The 17,977-nt window shown below is 74.1% G+C and carries 19 protein-coding genes; 7 read left to right on the forward strand and 12 right to left on the reverse strand.

What is annotated here, in order from left to right; translation table 11 throughout:
• Window positions 1-60: 60 nt before the first annotated feature.
• From FHX32_RS07045 to FHX32_RS07065, 6 genes are all read right to left on the reverse strand, one after another.
• On the reverse strand, window positions 61-918 hold the full coding sequence (locus FHX32_RS07045; RefSeq protein WP_167179971.1) for a hypothetical protein: 858 nt from the start codon (window positions 916-918) through the stop codon (window positions 61-63).
• A 133-nt stretch (window positions 919-1,051) separates the two neighbouring features.
• A complete protein-coding gene (locus FHX32_RS07050) occupies window positions 1,052-1,378 on the reverse strand; it encodes a DUF1416 domain-containing protein (RefSeq protein ID WP_167179972.1) in 327 nt (108 codons plus the stop codon).
• Between the two features lies 1 nt (window position 1,379).
• Entirely contained in the window at window positions 1,380-2,228 is an 849-nt protein-coding gene (locus FHX32_RS07055) for a sulfurtransferase (protein WP_167179973.1), read from the reverse strand.
• A gap of 203 nt (window positions 2,229-2,431) precedes the next feature.
• Window positions 2,432-2,509, reverse strand: a complete 78-nt coding sequence (locus FHX32_RS34925) for an Ms5788A family Cys-rich leader peptide (protein ID WP_311202345.1) — start codon at window positions 2,507-2,509, stop codon at window positions 2,432-2,434.
• Between the two features lie 117 nt (window positions 2,510-2,626).
• The gene (locus FHX32_RS07060; protein ID WP_167179974.1) at window positions 2,627-3,412 is read right to left on the reverse strand and encodes an LmeA family phospholipid-binding protein; all 786 of its coding nucleotides are present in this window, start codon (window positions 3,410-3,412) and stop codon (window positions 2,627-2,629) included.
• A gap of 78 nt (window positions 3,413-3,490) precedes the next feature.
• Window positions 3,491-4,546 carry a hypothetical protein gene (locus FHX32_RS07065; RefSeq protein WP_167179975.1) on the reverse strand — a complete coding sequence of 352 codons (1,056 nt, stop codon included), beginning with the start codon at window positions 4,544-4,546 and terminating at the stop codon, window positions 3,491-3,493.
• A 243-nt stretch (window positions 4,547-4,789) separates the two neighbouring features.
• Here FHX32_RS07065 and FHX32_RS07070 point away from each other — a divergent pair, with 243 nt between their 5' ends.
• From FHX32_RS07070 to FHX32_RS07085, 4 genes are all read left to right on the forward strand, one after another.
• Window positions 4,790-5,509: a winged helix-turn-helix transcriptional regulator gene (locus FHX32_RS07070; RefSeq protein WP_486480946.1), complete on the forward strand. Its 720-nt coding sequence runs from the start codon at window positions 4,790-4,792 to the stop codon at window positions 5,507-5,509.
• 158 nt (window positions 5,510-5,667) lie between these two features.
• Window positions 5,668-6,522, forward strand: coding sequence for a polysaccharide deacetylase family protein (locus FHX32_RS07075; protein ID WP_167179977.1), 855 nt, complete (start codon window positions 5,668-5,670; stop codon window positions 6,520-6,522).
• A gap of 61 nt (window positions 6,523-6,583) precedes the next feature.
• Window positions 6,584-7,510: a mycothiol synthase gene (gene mshD, locus FHX32_RS07080; RefSeq protein ID WP_167179978.1), complete on the forward strand. Its 927-nt coding sequence runs from the start codon at window positions 6,584-6,586 to the stop codon at window positions 7,508-7,510.
• Window positions 7,511-7,550: 40 nt separating this feature from the next.
• Complete coding sequence (locus FHX32_RS07085; RefSeq protein WP_486480947.1) at window positions 7,551-7,691, forward strand: hypothetical protein; 141 nt, start codon at window positions 7,551-7,553, stop codon at window positions 7,689-7,691.
• 134 nt (window positions 7,692-7,825) lie between these two features.
• Here FHX32_RS07085 and FHX32_RS07090 read toward each other — a convergent pair whose 3' ends face one another.
• Together FHX32_RS07090 and FHX32_RS07095 are read right to left on the reverse strand one after the other, a co-directional pair.
• On the reverse strand, window positions 7,826-9,055 hold the full coding sequence (locus FHX32_RS07090) for an IS110 family RNA-guided transposase (protein ID WP_167179979.1): 1,230 nt from the start codon (window positions 9,053-9,055) through the stop codon (window positions 7,826-7,828).
• A gap of 236 nt (window positions 9,056-9,291) precedes the next feature.
• A complete protein-coding gene (locus FHX32_RS07095; protein WP_167179980.1) occupies window positions 9,292-10,125 on the reverse strand; it encodes an NUDIX hydrolase in 834 nt (277 codons plus the stop codon).
• A 71-nt stretch (window positions 10,126-10,196) separates the two neighbouring features.
• Here FHX32_RS07095 and FHX32_RS07100 point away from each other — a divergent pair, with 71 nt between their 5' ends.
• Window positions 10,197-11,165 (forward strand): Gfo/Idh/MocA family protein, encoded by a 969-nt coding sequence (locus FHX32_RS07100; RefSeq protein ID WP_167179981.1) that lies wholly within the window; start codon window positions 10,197-10,199, stop codon window positions 11,163-11,165.
• Between the two features lie 181 nt (window positions 11,166-11,346).
• On the opposite strand, the gene FHX32_RS07105 is transcribed toward FHX32_RS07100, so the two are convergent.
• The 3 genes from FHX32_RS07105 to FHX32_RS07115 form a co-directional block, all read right to left on the reverse strand.
• Window positions 11,347-12,351 carry an inorganic phosphate transporter gene (locus FHX32_RS07105; protein WP_167179982.1) on the reverse strand — a complete coding sequence of 335 codons (1,005 nt, stop codon included), beginning with the start codon at window positions 12,349-12,351 and terminating at the stop codon, window positions 11,347-11,349.
• A gap of 4 nt (window positions 12,352-12,355) precedes the next feature.
• Window positions 12,356-12,982, reverse strand: a complete 627-nt coding sequence (locus tag FHX32_RS07110) for a DUF47 domain-containing protein (protein WP_088996260.1) — start codon at window positions 12,980-12,982, stop codon at window positions 12,356-12,358.
• Window positions 12,983-13,127: 145 nt separating this feature from the next.
• Window positions 13,128-13,355, reverse strand: coding sequence for a hypothetical protein (locus tag FHX32_RS07115; protein ID WP_167178312.1), 228 nt, complete (start codon window positions 13,353-13,355; stop codon window positions 13,128-13,130).
• Between the two features lie 598 nt (window positions 13,356-13,953).
• Here FHX32_RS07115 and sigJ point away from each other — a divergent pair.
• The gene (gene sigJ / locus FHX32_RS07120) at window positions 13,954-14,919 is read left to right on the forward strand and encodes an RNA polymerase sigma factor SigJ (protein ID WP_167179983.1); all 966 of its coding nucleotides are present in this window, start codon (window positions 13,954-13,956) and stop codon (window positions 14,917-14,919) included.
• An 80-nt stretch (window positions 14,920-14,999) separates the two neighbouring features.
• On the opposite strand, the gene FHX32_RS07125 is transcribed toward sigJ, so the two are convergent.
• Window positions 15,000-15,506, reverse strand: coding sequence for a ribonuclease FAU-1 family protein (locus FHX32_RS07125; RefSeq protein ID WP_167179984.1), 507 nt, complete (start codon window positions 15,504-15,506; stop codon window positions 15,000-15,002).
• Between the two features lie 226 nt (window positions 15,507-15,732).
• Here FHX32_RS07125 and FHX32_RS07130 point away from each other — a divergent pair, with 226 nt between their 5' ends.
• A complete protein-coding gene (locus FHX32_RS07130; RefSeq protein ID WP_208418438.1) occupies window positions 15,733-17,862 on the forward strand; it encodes an ATP-dependent DNA helicase in 2,130 nt (709 codons plus the stop codon).
• Window positions 17,863-17,977: the final 115 nt, after the last annotated feature.

Below are 17,977 nucleotides of genomic sequence, written 5' to 3' on the forward strand. Positions count from 1 at the left end.
GGGCCGACCCCGCGGACGTCGGGTCGCGGCCCGGCGACCGCCAGGCCGGGCAGCCGCCGGTCAGGCCGGGCAGCCGGTGCTGGCGGTGAGCACGGGCGGGTCACCGGTCAGGTCGACGACCACGGTGGCGGCGCCCGCGCGGTAGGCGTACGCCTGCGGGGTGTCCAGCAGCGGGACCCCGGCGGCGAGCGGGCGCAGCGCGGCCGCCGGGGACTGCGGGGCCGGTGCGGCGACCGCACGGAGGCTGTGGGCGGTGGCGGCGCCGCCGGGGCACGGCGCGGTGACCCGCTCGACCGCCGGAGCGGCCGGGCCACCGAGGGCACGCAGCGCACCGGCCAGGGCCTCGCCCTCGGTCCCGGGGGCGCCGGGCGCCAGCTCCCGGTAGCCGGCCCCGTACGGCCGGCAGCCGGTGTCGGCCGTCAGCCGTACCCGGCCGTTCTCCTCGGCGGTGCCCTCGACGGCCACGAACTCGCCCGCGTCGGCGCGCAGCAGCGGGCCGTCAGCACTGGCCCGGACACCGGGCCGCCAGCCGCCGGGAAGCCGGTCCGCGACGCGCTCCAGCAACTCCCGTTCCGCGCCCTCGGCCACGAAGACGTCCACGTGCCGGAGCAGCCGGGCGCCGTCGGTGAAGGGGGTGACCCGGCAGCCCCGATCGACCTGCGGAGGGAACATCACGGCGGTCGGGCCGGCGGCCGCGACCAGTTCGCCGACGGCGCGGTCGACCACCGGGCCGGCCTGGTCCAGGGAGCGCTGCTCGCGGACGGTTGGCGGGTCGTCGCGTACGGACACCCAGGTGAGCGCCGCCAGCAGCACCGCCCAGGCCACCACCACGACGAGCAACCAGCGCCGCCGCCGGGGGGCGGCCGGCTGGTCGGGACCGGTCGGTGGGGCGTACCCCGGCTGGACGACACCGCTCACCCGTTCATGGTGTCACGCGCCGGCGGCGGGCCCGCCGCCGCGTCGGCCCTCCCCGGTGTGCCCGCCCGGAAACGGCTCGTGGCCCGCCTCCTCGGGCGCGGACGGCGGGCCACGGGGCCGATCAGAGCGTGGGTCAGGCCAGGGCCACCGTCACGGCGACCTCGTTGATCCCCCGGCCGGCGGTCACCGCGGTGTCGCCGTTGCCGAACCGGGACAGCGCCCGCAGGGTCCAGTCGCCCGGGGCGGCGAAGAACCGGAACTGCCCGGCGGCGGAGGTCACCACCTCGGCGGTGAACTCGCCGGTCGAGTCGAGCAGCCGGACGTACGCGCCCGGCACGACCTCACCGGACTCGGCCGTGACCAGGCCGGTGATGACGGTCTCCTTCTCCAGATCGAGGCTGGCGGGCAGCGGGGCGGCCTGGTCCGGAGCGGCGCAGCCGGCAGCGGTCGGTGCGGTCATCTCAGGCCTCCCCCGGTTCGTCGCCCAGCGCCACCGGTACGCCGACCAGCGAGCCGTACTCGGTCCAGGACCCGTCGTAGTTCTTCACGTTGCGGTGGCCGAGCAGCTCCTGGAGCACGAACCAGGTGTGCGAGGAACGCTCGCCGATGCGGCAGTAGGCAATGGTCTCCTTGCCGTCGTCCAGCCCGGCGTCGGCGTAGATCCTGCGCAGCTCGTCGTCGGACTTGAAGGTGCCGTCCTCGTTGGCCGCCTTGGACCACGGCACGCTGATCGCGGTCGGCACGTGCCCGGCCCGCTGCGCCTGCTCCTGCGGCAGGTGGGCGGGGGCGAGCAGCCGGCCGGCGTACTCGTCGGGGCTGCGCACGTCGACCAGGTTCTTGGTGCCGATCGCGGCCACCACCTCGTCGCGGAAGGCCCGGATCGAGGTGTCCGGCTCCTGCGCGACGTACTGCGTCGCCGGGCGGGTCACCGGGTCCTTGACCAGCGGCCGGGCGTCCAGCTCCCACTTCTTGCGGCCGCCGTCGAGCAGCTTGACGTCACGGTGGCCGTAGAGCTTGAAGTACCAGTACGCGTACGCGGCGAACCAGTTGTTGTTGCCGCCGTAGAGGATGACGGTGTCGTCGTTGCTGATGCCCCGCTCGGAGAGCAGCGCCTCGAACTGGCTGGAGTTCACGAAGTCCCGGCGCACCGGGTCCTGCAGGTCGGTCTTCCAGTCGAGCTTGACGGCGCCGGCTAGGTGGCCGGTGTCGTAGGCCGAGGTGTCCTCGTCGACCTCGACGAAGACGACGCCCGGGGCGTCGAGGTTCTTCTCGGCCCACTCGGCCGAGACGAGTGCGGTGTCGCGACTCATCAGATCACTCCCTGGTGAGGATGGATGGTGAGCCAGCGCGCGGAGATCGATGATTGTCAGTGTCGCACCACGCGCGGGACCCATGGACAGAACGGATCACGGGTTCGTGCGACGGCGCCGCTGCCGGGCGATGGTGGGATCACCGGAGGGTACGCGGACCCTGCGTGCCGATGGCCGCTAGGCGGCCGAGGACAGCCCCGCCGTCAGATGACGGGGCGACACAGGCAGGTGGCCACGCGGCACAGGTCGACCGCGCGCCGTTTGGTGAGGAGCGTCCCCATGGCCAGGGAGCCTACCAGCCGGACCGGGGCCCGCCACCGGGCCGACCAGCATCCGGGACGCGGCGCGACCGACGGCGCGGCCGGGCCGCCCGTTCGCCCCGATGGCTGACCGGCGGCTCAGCCGGCCGAGTTGATCGGTACGTCGCGCGCGTCCGCCGTCACCGCCAGCCCCTCGGGCAGCGGCCGGACCTCCCGCACGGTGAGCTGGAACGGCAGGTCGGGCAGGGGGACGTCGACCGAGATGCCCTTGGCGTAGTTGCTCAGCAGGGTGCGGGCCAGCGGCACGTTCGGCAGCCCCTCGGCGTCCAGGTCGTTGAAGCGCAGCGACACCCGGCCCTCCTTGCCGACGGTGATGTCGGCGGTGCCGGTGACGGTCAGCCGCTGGCCGAGGATGTCCACCGGCGCGGTGACGGCGAGCCGGCCGTCCTGCTCGGCCAGTCGCAGCCCCGGCCGGTCGAGCAGCTTGGCCAGGCTGTCGTAGCTGATCGTGCCGGTGCCGTTGACCGTCTCGGCCACCACCTCGCCCTGCCCGGAACGGATGGTGTCCAGCGAGGCGCGCACGTCGCGGGCGTCCACGTCGAGCCGCGGCACGCTGACCGCGTCCCCCCGCACCGAGCCCTGCACGTTGCGCAGCACGATGGAGATGCGCTCGTAGCGGCCGTCGAGCACCTGGGTGAGGAAGGGGAAGCCGCCCACCTCGACCTCGGGCGGGGCGGACTGCGCGTCCTGCTTGGCGACCTCCTGCCGCACCTGGTCGGCGATGGCGCGCTCGGCCACCCCGGCCGCCACCCGGTCGGCGACGACCAGCAGGCCGGCCAGCACCAGCAGCAGGACCGCGAGGGTGATCAGCACCTTGCGGCCCCGGCGCCGGGGCCGCTCCTCGTACGGATAGTCCTGCGCCACGCCGCCTCCTGTCTCCGCGCCCCGGCCCGCGCCGCGGCGGTCCGTTCGTACCCGAAAGGGGAAAAGCTCAATCTCCGGTCACAGCACCAGCTTGCACATGGCGTACGCGGCGGGCGCGGCCAGCGCGAAGCCGCCGAGCGGGCCCTGCATGTGCCGGGCGATCCACATCGTCGGCGGCTCGCCGGCCATCAACCGCCCCGCCTCGGCGTAACCCACCGCGAGGTCGGCCAGTACGGCGGCGACCGCCGCCACCAGCCCGATGATCGCGGCCCGGGTCGGCGTGAACGGGGTGACCAGGTAACTGCCGAGGAGCGCGCTGACCAGCGTGCCGACCATCGCGCCGGCGACCACGCCGGCGGCGCCGCGGGGCACCTGGGGCGCCAGCCGCGGCCACGGCGCGACGGCGTCGGTCAGCCGGGCGACGGTGAGCGCCACCCCGCTGGCGGTCAGACAGACGGTGATCGCCTGGGTGCCGGCGGGGATCCGGCTGAGCACGATCAGGGTGCCGAAGGCCACCACGCCGACCACGATCAGCAGCGTGCCGCCGAGCGAGTCGGTCACCCGTACCCGGTCGACCCGCCGGACCAGCTGACCGAGCACGCCGAGCACGAAGCCGCCCACCGCGACGAAGCCCAGCGGCGCCAGCCCGGCGACGTCCGACTGCACCGCCGCGGTGTCCGCGGCGACCGCGGTCGCCACGCTGACGCCCGCGACCAGCAGCACCGCGGGCGGCCGCATGGCCATCGTCCAGGCCAGCACGAACAGCACCTGGACACCGAAAATGATGAACGCGAACGGCAGCCGGTGCCCCGGGCCGGAGGTCTGCGCGCCGAGCACCAGACCCACCCCGAGCAGCGCGGCGAACCCGGCGACGGCGACCGCCAGCGACCGGCGTACCTCTACCGGCGGCACGGCCTCCTCGTCCGGGTCGCCCGCCTCGTCGTCGGGGCGGCGGGCCGGCTCACCGCCGCGGCGGGCCCGGCGCGGCCCGCTGCGCTCGCGGCGGTCGTCCTGGTCGACGGCCGGCCCACCGCGGGGGGCCGGCGGCTGGCCCCGGGACGGGCCGGCCGGCTGCGGGCGGGTGCCGTCGGGCCACGGGTCGCGGCCGGTCTCGGGCGAGCTGGAGGGAAACACGCCCCGATCGTGCCAGACCCGCCGGCAACCGCGGGGATCACGGTTTCCGCGACGTTAAAACCTGAGCCGCGATCAGGGACAAGCCGGGCAAACAGGAAAGCGCACGGAGGCGCAGCCGGGGCGATCGGTTACGCTCAAGCCGATACCCGCCCGTCAGCGACGCCGGGACCCACGCCTAGTTCTCAGCGCCACGTCCATGCGGAGTGCCGCTGGTCACGTGCGGCGACAGCCGCCGGGACGGAGGTGATCGTGGAGATCCTGCTGCTGGTGACCGCGCGAGCGAGCGAACCGTCCGCCGTCCTGCCGGCGCTCGACCTGCTGCCCCACTCGGTCCGCACCGCGCCCCGCGACGTCCGCACCCTGGTCGCCGGCCCCAGCCCGGACGCGGTGCTGGTGGACGCCCGGTCGGAGCTGAGCGAGGCCCGGGCCACCTGCCGGATGCTGCACGCCACCGGGCTCGGGGTGCCGCTGGTCGCCGTGGTCACCGAGGCCGGGCTGATCGCGCTCAACGCCGACTGGGGCGTGGACGACGTCATCCTCGCCTCGGCCGGGCCCGCCGAGGTGGAGGCCCGGCTGCGGCTGGCGGTCGGCCGGCTGAGCAGTGCGATCGCCGGGGCCGGCGGCTCGATCCGGGCCGGCGAGTTGACCATCGATCCGGACACCTACGCCGCGAAGCTCAAGGGTCGCCCGCTCGACCTCACCTACAAGGAGTTCGAGCTGCTGAAGTTCCTGGCCCAGCACCCGGGCCGGGTGTTCACCCGGGACCAACTGCTGCGCGAGGTCTGGGGCTACGACTACTTCGGCGGCACCCGCACGGTCGACGTGCACGTCCGGCGGCTGCGGGCCAAGCTCGGCTCCGAGTACGAGTCGATGATCGGCACGGTCCGCCAGGTCGGCTACAAGTTCGTCGTACCGCCCGCCCGGTCGCTGCCGGACGCGGAGCCCGCGCCGCTGCCGGTCTGAACGGCGCACTACCCCTCTCGGGGACACTGTCCCAGTTACACCCTTTTCAGGTAACCCGCCTCACTTATCCTGAGTGCCGGGTTTGCCGGTGATGAGGGGGCGGCGGTGCGCGCAGTGACCACGGGGACGGGGACGGGTCGACCGGGGCGGGGGCACTGATGCCGGAACCATCCGCCCTGCGTGCCGCCGGCATCGTCACGCTGGTGGTGACCGCCCTGCTCGGCACCGCGTACGCCCTGGGCCGCAGCCTGGTGCCGGACCGGCCCGACCCGCGCGCGTCCGGCGTGGTCACCAGCGCCACCGGCCCGCACTACGGCGAGCAGCCGTCGCCCGGTACCGACCACCCCGACGGACCGGACACCACCGACCAGGACCGGACCAGCCGTTCCCCCGAGCCGACCGAGAGCGACGGCCCGTTCGGCACCCGCACCACCACCGGCACCTCCCAGGTCACCCTGACCTTCGACGACGGCCCGGATCCGCAGTACACCCCCCAGGTGCTCGACGCCCTGCGCGAGTACGGCGTCCGGGCCACGTTCTGTGTCGTCGGCGAGAACGCGCAGGCCCATCCGGAGCTGATCCGCGCGATTCTGGCCGAGGGCCACACGCTCTGCAACCACAGCTGGGACCACGACGTCACCCTCGGCTCCCGCTCTCCCGAATGGATCCGGGCCGACCTGATGCGTACCAGCGACGCGATCCGGGCAGCGGCGCCGGACGCGCCGATCGCCTACTACCGACAGCCTGGCGGCGCGTGGACCTGGCCGGTGGTGTCGACGGCCCGCAAGCTCGGCATGACGCCGCTGCACTGGACCGTGGACCCGTCGGACTGGCAGGCACCGGGCGCCGGGCCGATCGCCGCGACCGTGGTCGGTCAGGTCGGGCCGGGCTCGGTGGTGCTGCTGCACGACGCCGGGGGCGACCGGCAGGGGACGGTGGACGCGCTGTACCGGATCCTGCCGGAGCTGACCGGTCGGTTCCAGCTGGAGGCGCTGCCCGCCGAGCCGACGTGACCCGGCCCTCCGCAGTGGACGGCGCGGCCGGGCGCCGGCGACCGAGGGCTACGGTGGCGGGATGAGCAGCGCCGAATCGACGACCGACCAGGTGACCCGGACCGACCGACTCTCCCCCGGGGAGATCGCCGACGTGCTCGCGCTGGCCCGCCTGGCCGGGGACACCGACGGCGCGGACCCGCTGGACGAGCACGTGCTGCTCCGGCTCCGCGACCCGCAGGCCCCGGCCGTGCACCTGACCGCCCGGAACGACGACGGCCTGCTCACCGGGTACGCCCACCTGGACATCACCGACACGGCGACCGGCATCGGGGTGGAACTGGTGGTGCACCCGGCGCACCGGCGGCGGGGCACCGGGCGGGCACTCGCCCGGGCCGTGCTGGCGGCGGCCACCGGCCCGTTGCGCGCCTGGGCCCACGGCGACCACCCGTCGGCCGCCGCGCTCGCCGTCGACCTCGGCTTCCGCCGGGCCCGGGTGCTCTGGCAGCTGCGGCGGCCGCTGACCGCCCCGCTCGACGAGCCGCGGCTGCCGGACGGGGTGACGCTGCGCGCGTTCCGGCCGGGCGCGGACGACGCGGCCTGGCTCGACCTGAACGCCCGGGCCTTCGCCGAGCACCCTGAGCAGGGCCGCTGGACCCAAGACGACCTGCGGGTACGGCTCGCCGAGCCGTGGTTCGACCCGGCCGGCTTCCTGTTGGCCGAGGAGTCGGCGACCGGCCGGTTGGTCGGCTTCCACTGGACCAAGGTGCACGAGCGCCCTGGCTCGGCCCGGATCGGCGAGGTCTACGTGCTCGGGGTGGACCCGTCCGCGCACCGCGGCGGGCTCGGCCGGGCGCTGACCTCTGCCGGGCTGGCGTACCTGCGCGAGAAGCGCGGGCTGGACCGGGTGATGCTCTACGTGGACGAGTCGAACACCGCCGCGGTCGCGCTCTACCAGCGGCTCGGCTTCGCGCACTGGTCGGCGCACGTCAACTACCACCTGGGCTGAGCAGCGGGCCGGACCGGCCCTGCCGTTCGACGCCCAGGACGTGTCGGACCGGACCGTCTCCTTCTCCATCGAGAAGACCGCCGACCCGGGCCGCCTCATCGAGTACGACAACACCCAGAAGATCCTCAGCAACCCGAGCGTCAAGAACACCGAGGACCACCTCGCCGGCCGCTTCGGCTGACGCCCGCCGGCCACGTCGCGGCCGCCTGCTGCACCTTCTCCGAATTAGTGGCCATTCCCCGCGGAATGGCCACTCTTTCACTGTTCGAGCCGGTCGCGGATGAGGTGGGGTCAGACACCCCAGGAGCTGAGGTGTCAAGCAGCGGTGGGTAGGGCGGTTCGGTGTGACCAAGCGGTGGCTTGGTCGTAATGGGTGTTGGTCTTGAGGCAGCCGTGGAGGATGCCGACGAGGCGGTTGCCGATCTGGCGTAGGGCGGCGGGGTGGCTGACGTCGCGGGCGCGGAGTTCGTCGTAGTAGGCACGGACGGCGGTGTCGTGCAGGATCGCGGCGCCGGCCTGCATGTGCAGGGCGTCGACGAGTCGGTCGTTGTGCACGAACCGGGCGTGGACGGTTTTGGTTTTGCCGGATTGGCGGGTGATGGGTGCGGTGCCGGCGTAGTTCTTGCGGGATCTGGCGTCGGTGTAGCGGCCGGGAGCGTCACCGAATTCTGCGAGCACCCGGGCGCCGAGGATGGCGCCGATGCCGGGCTGGCTGAGGTAGACCTCAGCGTCCGGGTGCTGGCCAAAATGGGCCTCGACCTGGCCTTCCATGGTGCGGATCTCGGTGTTGAGGGTCTGCAGGATTGCCACTGTGGCCCGGACGGTCGCCGCGTATGCGCCGGTGACGATCTCGGACTGGCCCAGGTGCGCGGTGCGCAGTGCCTGCCGGATCGCTGCCGCCTTGGTGGGGATGTCGCGTCGGCGGGCCCGTTTGAGTGCGGCGCTGATCTGCGCCACGGTCAGCTTGGCCGCCGCAGCCGGTGTCGGGGCCTTGGCCAGCAGTTCCAGGGTGTCCGAACCGGTGAGCGTCAGGACCTCGTATGCCTGCAGCGCGGCGGGGAAGTACTCCCGCAGCGCGGCCCGCAGCCGCAGCGTGTGCCGGGTGCGTTCCCAGATCAGCGTCTGGTGGGCCCGGGCGACGACCTTGACCGCCTCGGCGATGTCGGAGTCCGCGGCGACCTGCCGCAGCTGGTGCCGGCGGGTCCGCACCATGTCCGCCAGGGTGCGCGCGTCGGCCTTGTCGCTCTTGGCGCCCGAGATCGACATCAGCTCCCGATGCCGGGCGGCCTGCTTCGGGTTGACCCCGTAGACCTGATAGCCGGCCGCGACCAGCGCCCGCACCCACGGGCCACGGTCGGTCTCGATACACACCAGCACCTGCGCCGGCGAGGCATCCTCCGGCAAGAACCCGGCCACCAGGTCATGGAAACGAGCCACGCCGTCCACACCCTCGGGCAGCCGCACGGCCCGCAACGTCCGGCCGCGCTCGTCCTGCACCTCTACATCGTGATGATCTTCTGCCCAGTCGTCCCCGACGAACAGCACACCCGCCTCCGCTTCACCACACCGACCACTCTCGGCAGCCCACGGAAGAGCCCGGCGGCCTAATGGACCAGTGCTCACGCGCAGCGGCGGGCACGACACCCCATCAGCCGTTCCTCTCCCGACCACGAGCGGGGGCACGCTCTGACCCCAGGACTTCCAAGTCCAGGCGAGGGGAGTGCTCACCCACCCGCGGCTACCGGTGTCGAGTCTGCCAACGGCTCACCCGACAGCTCCCATTAGGCGAGGAGGAAGCGGGGTGGGCCGGTTTCAGGGAGGTGGAGGCGGGGGGTGATCGGGGTGGCGGCGTCCCGGGTGGCGGCCGCGCGGACCACCCCGTCGAGGTCGCTGGCGGCGGCCACCTGGGCGAGGGTGACCAGGGTGGGCGGCAGCATGGTCAGCTCGCCCGCCTCGGCCCGGGCGCGGGCGTCCGCCGGGCGGGCCCAGAGCGTCCGGTCGGCCTCGCCGGAGACGTCCCGGGTCCGCTGCCCCTCGGGCAGCAGCGCCACGAAGAAGTACGTGTCGAAGCGGCGCGGCTCGAACTCCGGCGTGATCCACCGGCTCCACGGCAGCAGCAGGTCCGAGCGGAGCGTCAGCCGGCGCTCCGCCAGCAGGTCGGCGAAACCGACCCGGCGCTGCTCCAGGGCGACCCGGGCGGCCTCCCAGTCGTCGCCGCTGACGTCCCCGACCACGGTCGCCGGGTCGGGGCCGGCGAGCAGCACACCGGCCTCCTCGAAGACCTCCCGGGCCGCGGCGCAGACCACCGCCTGGGCGGCGGCCGGGGCCAGCCCGAGCCGCTCGCCCCACCGGGCCGGGTCCGGACCGGCCCAGCCCGGGTGCGCCTGCGAGTCGGACGGGTCGACGCCGCCGCCGGGGAAGGCGTACATCCCGCCGAAAGCCATCGCGGCGACCCGGCGGATCAGGTAGACCTCGAAGCCGGCCTCGGCCGGGCGGAGCAGCAGCACGGTGGCCGCCACCCGGGGCACCGCGGGGGTGCCGCCCTCGGCGATGAACCGGCGGGCGTGCTCCACCAGCGCCGGCGGGGCGGCGAAGCCGTCGCTGTCGATCGTCATGCGGCGAGCCTAGTTCCCACCTGCCGGATGGCCCGCGCCCCGGCCGGTTGATCGTCGCTACGGTTGCCGGCATGACTCGTTGGGGCATCCTGGCCACCGGCCACATCGCCGGCCGCTTCGCCGAAGACCTCCGACTGGTGCCGGGCGCGGAACTGGTCGCGGTCGGCTCGCGTACCGCCGAGAGCGCGCAGCGGTTCGCCGCCCGGCACGGCGTGCCGCGGGCGTACGGCTCCTGGCAGGAGTTGGCCGCGGACGCCGACCTGGACGTGGTGTACGTGGCCACCCCGCACGCCGCGCACCACCAGGCGGCGCTGACCTGTCTCGCCGCCGGCCGGGCGGTGCTGCTGGAGAAGCCGTTCACCCTCGACCTGGCCACCAGCACCGAGCTGGTCGACACCGCGCGGGCCGCCGGGGTCTTCCTGATGGAGGCCATGTGGATGCGGACCAACCCGTTCCTCCGCCGGGCGTGCGAGCTGGTCGCCGGCGGCGCGATCGGCACGGTGACCAGCGTGCAGGCCGACTTCGGGGCGGCCGGGCCGTTCCCGCCCGAGCACCGGATGCGAGCCCGCACCCTGGGCGGCGGCGCGTTGCTGGATCTCGGCGTCTACCCGGTGAGCCTGGCCCACCTGCTGCTCGGCGTGCCGCAGCACGTACGGGCCTGGGCCAAGATCAGCCCGGAGGGGGTGGACGAGAACACCGGAATCGTGCTCGGCTACGACTCGGGCGCGGTCGCCACGCTGAGCTGCGGCATCGTCGGGGTGACTCCGCTGACCGCGGCGATCACCGGCACCACCGGGCGGATCGACCTGCCCGAGCCGTTCTACCGGCCCGGGCGGGTGACCCTGCACCGGGCCGGCGCCGAGCCGGAGACCATCCACGCGGAGCTGGTCGGCGGCGGCTACCAGCACGAAGCGATCGAGGTGCAGCGCTGCCTAACCGAGGGCCTGCTGGAGAGCCCGCTGGTGCCGCACTCGGCCACGCTGGAGGTGATGGCCCTGCTGGACACCATCCGCGCCCAGATCGGCGTCGACTACAGCTGAGCCGGCGGGCCGGTCCGCGACCGCGGACCGGAGGCCGGCGCGGGGTCGAGGGCCGGGACCGGGCCGCGGGCCCGCGAAGCAGCGGCCGAAGCGCCGGTGGACGACCCGCCGGGACGCGCGCGCCTCGCCGGGAAACGTCGAGGGGCCCCGCCGTGCGACGGGGCCCCTCGACGTCGGCCGGTCAGCTGAACAGCGGACGGACCAGCAGGTACATCAGCGCGCCGATGGTGCCGGCGGCCGGGAAGGTCAGGATCCAGGCGCCGACGATGTTGCCGGCCACGCCCCAGCGCACGGCGGAGAGCCGCTTGGTGGCGCCGACGCCCATGATCGCCGAGGTGATGGTGTGCGTGGTCGAGATCGGGGCACCGAGCACCAGCGCGTTGAAGTACAGCACCGAGCTGGCCACTGTCTCGGCCGCGAAGCCCTCCGGTGGCCGCAGGTCGATGATCTTCCGACCCAGGGTCCGGATGATCCGCCAACCACCGGCGTACGTGCCGGCGGCCAGCACGGCGGCGGAGGTCCAGAACGCCCACTCCGGGATGTGGGTCGGGTCGTTCTGGTAGCCGCCGACGTAGAGGGCGAGCACCACGATGCCGATGGTCTTGGCGGCGTCCTGCATGCCGTGGCCGACCGACATGGCCGCCGCGGACGCGGTCTGCGCCCAACGGAAGCCCCGGTTGAGCTTGCCCGGGTGCCCCTTCCGGAAGATCCACTGCACGGCGATCATCACGACGTAGCCGAGCAGGAAGCCGACCATCGGCGAGAGCACCATCGGGATGATGACGCTCTCTCCGATGCCGGTCCAGAGCACCGTGCCGGAGGCGGCGATGGTCGAGCCGACCAGGCCGCCGATCAGCGCGTGCGAGGACGACGACGGCAGGCCGAAGTACCAGGTGATCAGGTTCCAGACGATGGCGCCGACCACGCCGGCGAAGACGATGCCCAGGCTCGCCGTGCCGGTGGGCAGCTTCACCAGCCCGCTGCCGACGGTCTTGGCCACCTCGGCGCCGAAGTGCGCGCCGATGAAGTTGCCGACGGCCGCCATGGCCAGGGCCACCCGAGGGGTCAGCGCCCGGGTGGAGATGCTGGTCGCGATCGCGTTGGCGGCGTCGTGGAAGCCATTGGTGTAGTCGAACGCCAGGGCCACCGCGATCACCGCCAGCACGGCGATGAGTTCGGGACTCACAGGATCAGGACTCCTTGACCGCGATGGTCTCGACGGTGTTGGCCACGTGCTCGAAGGCGTCGCAGGCCGCCTCCAGCTCGTCGGCGACCTCCTTCATCTTCAGCACGGTCAGCGCGTCGTACTCACCGGAGAAGAGCCGGACCAGCAGCATCCGGTACGCCTGGTCACCGTCGTTCTCCAGCCGGTTGCACTCGATCCAGTAGTCCTCGAGGTCCTTCATCGACTTCAGCCGGGGCATCGCCTCGGCGGTCAGCTTCGCCTGCTGGTCGAGGACGTTGACCAGCTCGTGCATCTCGCGCGGCAGCGACGGGAGCTTGGTCAGCCCGTAGAGGTAGAGCAGGTTGCCGACCGCCTCCAGGTGGTCCATCACGTCGTCGAGCAACGACCCGAGCCGGTAGATGTCCTCCCGGTCGAACGGGGTGATGAAGGTCGAGTTGATCTTCTTGTACAGCTCGTGGGTGATCTGGTCGCTGTCGTGCTCCACCTCGGTGAGCCGCTCGCTGACCGACTGCACCTCGACCCCGGGCAGAGCCAGCTCGTTGAGCAGCTCGGTACCCCGCACCAGGTTCTGCGCGGCCCTGGTGAAGAGCTCGTAGAAGGCGCCCTCGTTCGGGCGGAAGGAAAACTTCACAGCACGGACCTCGTCGTGTCGGTGGAAGGGTGGCGGCCGCCCCCAAGGGGTGCCCGCCTGGGAATGCTAGGAAACGGCGGAACCGCGAATTCGCCGGCCCACCCCTGGCCAGGCTGCATTCATCACTCGTTCACCTACTGTTCACCTACGGCGAACTCTCAGGTCCCAGCAGCCGCTCCCGTTCGTGCCGCACGTCGAAACCGGCTGGCGGATACCCGAGTTGGAGTGTGTCGAACGTCTCCCGGGGCGGGTGCGCCAGCGCCCAGTCCCGGTACCACTTGCGGTCGGCAGGCAGCACGTACCCGGGCGCGGCCGGCAGCGCGCGGCGGATCCGCTCGCCGCCCGGCGTCCTCGGCCAGCCGCTCCCCACCACGCCCGCACTCCCGAGCCCCGCCACCGCCGATCCCCGGCGATTCGGCGCCGAGCCTCGCCGGATCACTGCCCTGCCTCGGCAGGTCACCGTCGAGGCCGGTCGGGTCGGCGCGCGCCGCTGGGGCCTTGGCGGTGGCGAAGAGCCTCTCCTGCTGCCGACCCAACTCCGCGCCGACCAGTTCGATCTGGCCACGGGCCCAACCTTCGCGGTTCTCGCCGGTCACCTCCGGCCCGGGCAGTCCCCGGCGTGGACCGCGGATCGATCGACCCCAGCTCGACCGCTCCGCCCGGCGGCACCCGCAGCAACTCGCGCAGCCGCCCGCCCACCGGCGCCACGACCCCGGCCTCCACACCCGCCCTCATCCCCGGATCATCACCCACCCCCGCCAAACCTTGCCCGCCGAGCCGCCCGCCCACCGCTGCGAGGACCGGCGGTCGTGGCGGGGTAAAGAGGGCATTTCTCCCCTCTGCGAGGGCCGCCAGGCCGATCGTCCGGTGGCGCGTCACATTCCGGGTGGGTGGCGCGCCCCCGCGGGCGGGAGAATGTGCGTCTGTCGGGGCGTTGGTCGGACGTTGTCGGCACTGGGAAGGGGGCGGTGGTGCGGGACCTGGCGACGGAGTTCGAGGCCGAGCGGGGGCGGCTGCTGGCGGTCGCGTACCGGATGCTGGGCAGCCACAGCGAGGCCGAGGACGCCGTGCAGGAGACCTGGCTGCGGTACGCGGGAGCGCTCGCCGATCCGGCCGCCCGCGCCGAGGTCGACCACCTCGGCGCCTGGCTGACCACCACCTGCGCCCGGATCTGCCTCGACGTGCTCCGCTCCGCCCGGGTCCGCCGGGAGGCGTACCACGGCCAATGGCTGCCGGAGCCGGTGGTGACCCCGCTCGACCAGGGGCCACGCGCCGACGGGTACGCGCCGGACCCGGCCGAGCGGGCCGTCCGCACCGACCTGGTCGGCATCGCCCTCCAGGTGGTGCTGGAGCGGCTCGGGCCGGAGCAGCGGGTCGCCTTCGTGCTGCACGACGTCTTCGCCGTCCCGTTCTCCCGGATCGCCGACGTGCTCGGCACCAGCGAGGCGGCCGCCCGCCAGCTGGCCTCCCGGGCCCGGCGCGCGGTGAACGCGCCGGACGTGCCCCGGCACACCGCGGACGCTGCCGAGCAGCGGCGGGTGCTCGCCGCGTTCGTGGCCGCCGCCGAGTCGGGTGAGCTGGCCGAGCTGGTCAAGCTGCTCGCCCCCGAGGTGGTGCTGCTCGGCGACAGCGGCGGGCACTTCCCGGCGGCCCGCCGCCCGGTGGTCGGCGCGGACAAGGTCGCCCGGTTCACCCTCGGCATCTTCGGCCGCGCCGGCCGCTACGCCGGCACGCTGCGGGCCCGCCCGGTGCTGGTCGACGGGGTGCTCGGGCTGCAGCTGGAGACGGTGCACTCGGACGGCCGGCCGATCCGGCTGATCAGCACGGTCGCGGTGCACGACGGCCTGGTGACCGGGATCTTCAACCAGCTCAACCCGGAGAAGGTGGCGCACCTACCCCCGCTCGGCCCCGAGGACGCCTGGCCGCCCCGGCTGTGACCCGGCTGCCGGCCCACCGGCCGCGCCCACCGCCGGATTCGCTGACGGCGCACGGCCGCCGGTCACCGCCGGCCGCCGGCTCAGACCACCAGGGCGAGCCACTTCCGGTACGAGGTGGCGAACGGCTCGGTGCCGTCGCCGAGCGCGCCGAAGAGCCAGCGGGCGGCGGCCTCCGCCTCGGCGACCACCTCGTCCGGGTAGCCGAACCGGACCCGGTGCTCGGCGAACTCGTCCTCGTCGCGCAGCTCGACCGCCCCGGTGGCGCGCCGGCGCACCACGTCGAGGTCGAGGTCGACCAGGTGGACGGTGTCGTCGTTCTGCCATCGGGCCGGGCTGGCGATGTCGCAGTAGACCTCGCTGGTGCGCGGGGGCGGGTTGAACATGCCGGTCCACCACGCGTGGTGCGGCACCAGCAGGACGAACGGGATCTGTTCCACCGACGGCCGGCCGTGGTAGACGGACTTCGTGCCGGCGGTCACCCCGAGCCAGACGCCGAGGTCGTCCTCGGTCAGCCGGCGGGCCGGGTAGTCGCGGTGGGCGCTGCCGTCGTACTTGCGGTAGATCACGCGGACCACGTCGCTCGGCATGAGTCGCACCCTAACCGATACCGCCCAGGGGCCGCCGCACGGGAAGTAACCGGGCGCCCCCGGAGAGTCCGTACCGTTACCTCGCCACCCGCGGAGCGCTCCGGCCGCTGTCGGCGCGGACCGGTACCGTCGCACGGTGACCCCGCCCCGTACCGCCGCCGGTTCCGCCGTCCCGCCGACCCGCGCCGGCGGCCGGCGCCGGGGCGAGCGGCCGAGCGCCGCGGAGCTGCTCGCGGCCGCGGTGGGCGCGGTGCCCGGCGGCGCCGCCCGGCCGGGCCAGCAGCAGATGGTGGCGGCGATCGAGGAGTGCGTAACGGCCCGCGAGCACCTGCTGGTGCAGGCCGGCACCGGCACCGGCAAGTCGCTGGCCTACCTGGCGCCGGCGCTCACCGTGGACGGGCCGGTGGTGGTCTCCACCGCCACCCTGGCGCTGCAGTCTCAGCTGGTCGACCACGACCTGCCCCGGCTGGCCGACGCGGTCACCCCGCTGCTCGGCCGGCGGCCCACCTTCGCGGTGCTCAAGGGGCGGCACCACTACCTCTGCCTGGCCCGGCTCGACAACTCCACGGAGGAGGAGCCGGAGGACACCCTCTTCGACGCCCCGGCGTCCCGGCCCGGTGGCGGCACCAGGTGGCTGGGCGAGGCGGGGCGGCTGGGCAAGCAGGTCCAGCGACTGCGCGACTGGGCGATGGAGACCGACACCGGCGACCGGGACGAGCTGGACCCGGGCGTCGACGACCAGGCCTGGCGGCTGGTCTCGATGCCGGCGCGGGAGTGCGTCGGCGCGTCCCGCTGCCCGTTCGGCGCCGAGTGCTTCGCCGAGGCCTCCCGGGCCCGCGCCCGGGAGGCGGACATCGTGGTCACCAACCACAGCCTGCTCGCGGTGGACATGCTCGCCGGCCGGCAGATCGTGCCGCCGCACAAGCTGCTCGTCGTCGACGAGGCGCACGAGCTGGCCGACCGGGTCTCCTCGGCGGCGCAGGCCGAACTGGTGCCGGAGCTGATCGACCGGTCCGCGCGGCGGGCCCGCCCGCTGCTGCGGCCGGAGACCGCCGAGGCGCTCACCGCGGCCGGTGACGCGCTCGCGGTCGGGCTCGCCGAGGCGCCCGCCGGGCGGATCACCACCGGCCTGCCCGGCCCGCTGCGCGAGGCCTGCACCCTGCTCGACTCGGCCACCCGGACGGCGCTCGACGCGATCGGCGACATCAAGGCCGACGACCCGGACCCGGTACGCAAGCAGCAGGCCAAGGCCGTGCTCGACGAACTCAACGGCACCGCGCAGCGGCTGCTGGAGGAGGCCGACCACGACGTCGCCTGGGTGGAGAAGAACGACAACACCGGGCGCCGGGCGCTGGTGGTCGCGCCGCTCTCGGTCGCCGGCACCCTCGCCACCCACCTCTACGCCGACCGCACGGTGGTCGCCACCTCGGCCACCCTGGCGCTGGGCGGCCGGTTCGACACGGTGGCCCGGGCGCTCGGCCTGGACGCCCCACCCGCGTCGCCGCCGTCGCCGGCCGCTGCGGCCCTCGCCGCCTCGACCGGACGCCCCGACCGGGCCACCGGCGGGTCGGGCACGGCCCCCTCGGGTGCGGCCGACGGTCGCGGGGACGCGCGCGGTTCGACCGGCGACGCCGACCCGGCCGCCGGCGGAGCGGGGACGGCGGGCGGCGCGGTGGCCGGCGGGCCGGGCTGGCGGGCGTTGGACGTCGGTTCGCCGTTCGACTACGCCCGGCAGGGCATCCTCTACGTCGCCGCGCACCTGCCCCGGCCCAGCGTCTCCGGCCTACCCGACGCGGCCGGCGAGGAACTGCTCGCGATGGTCGGCGCGCTCGGCGGGCGTACGCTCGGGCTCTTCTCCTCCCGGCGGGCCGCCCAGCAGGCGGCGGAGCTGGTCCGGGCGCGGACCGACCTGCCGGTGCTGTTGCAGGGCGAGGAGTCGCTGCCGCTGCTGGTCCGCCGGTTCCGCGAGGAGCAGTCCAGCTGCCTTTTCGGGGTGATGTCGCTCTGGCAGGGGGTGGACGTGCCGGGCGACTCGTGTCAGCTGGTGGTCATCGACCGGCTGCCCTTCCCCCGCCCCGACGAACCGCTGGCCGCCGCCCGCGCCGCCGCCGTGGACGCCAACGGCGGGTCCGGCTTCGCCGCGGTCAGCGTGCCGATCGCCGCGGTCCGGCTGGCGCAGGGCGTGGGCCGGCTGATCCGGGCGACCGGTGACCGGGGCGTGGTGGCGGTACTCGACTCGCGGCTGGAGACCGCCCGTGGCTACGGCCCGTTCCTGCGCCGCTCGCTGCCGCCGTTCTGGTACACCACCCGCTCCGACGTCGCCCGCGGCGCCCTCGAGCGCCTCGCCAAGTCCTGACCCCCGACACCCCCTGGCCACCCCCACCCAAGATCGGTGCATTTACAGAGAAAGAGTGGCCTCCCCGGCTTGGAAGGCCACTCTTTCTCTGTTCGTGCGCGCTTGCGAGGCGGCG

It is taken from the genome of Micromonospora sp. CNZ280 (assembly GCF_011759515.1).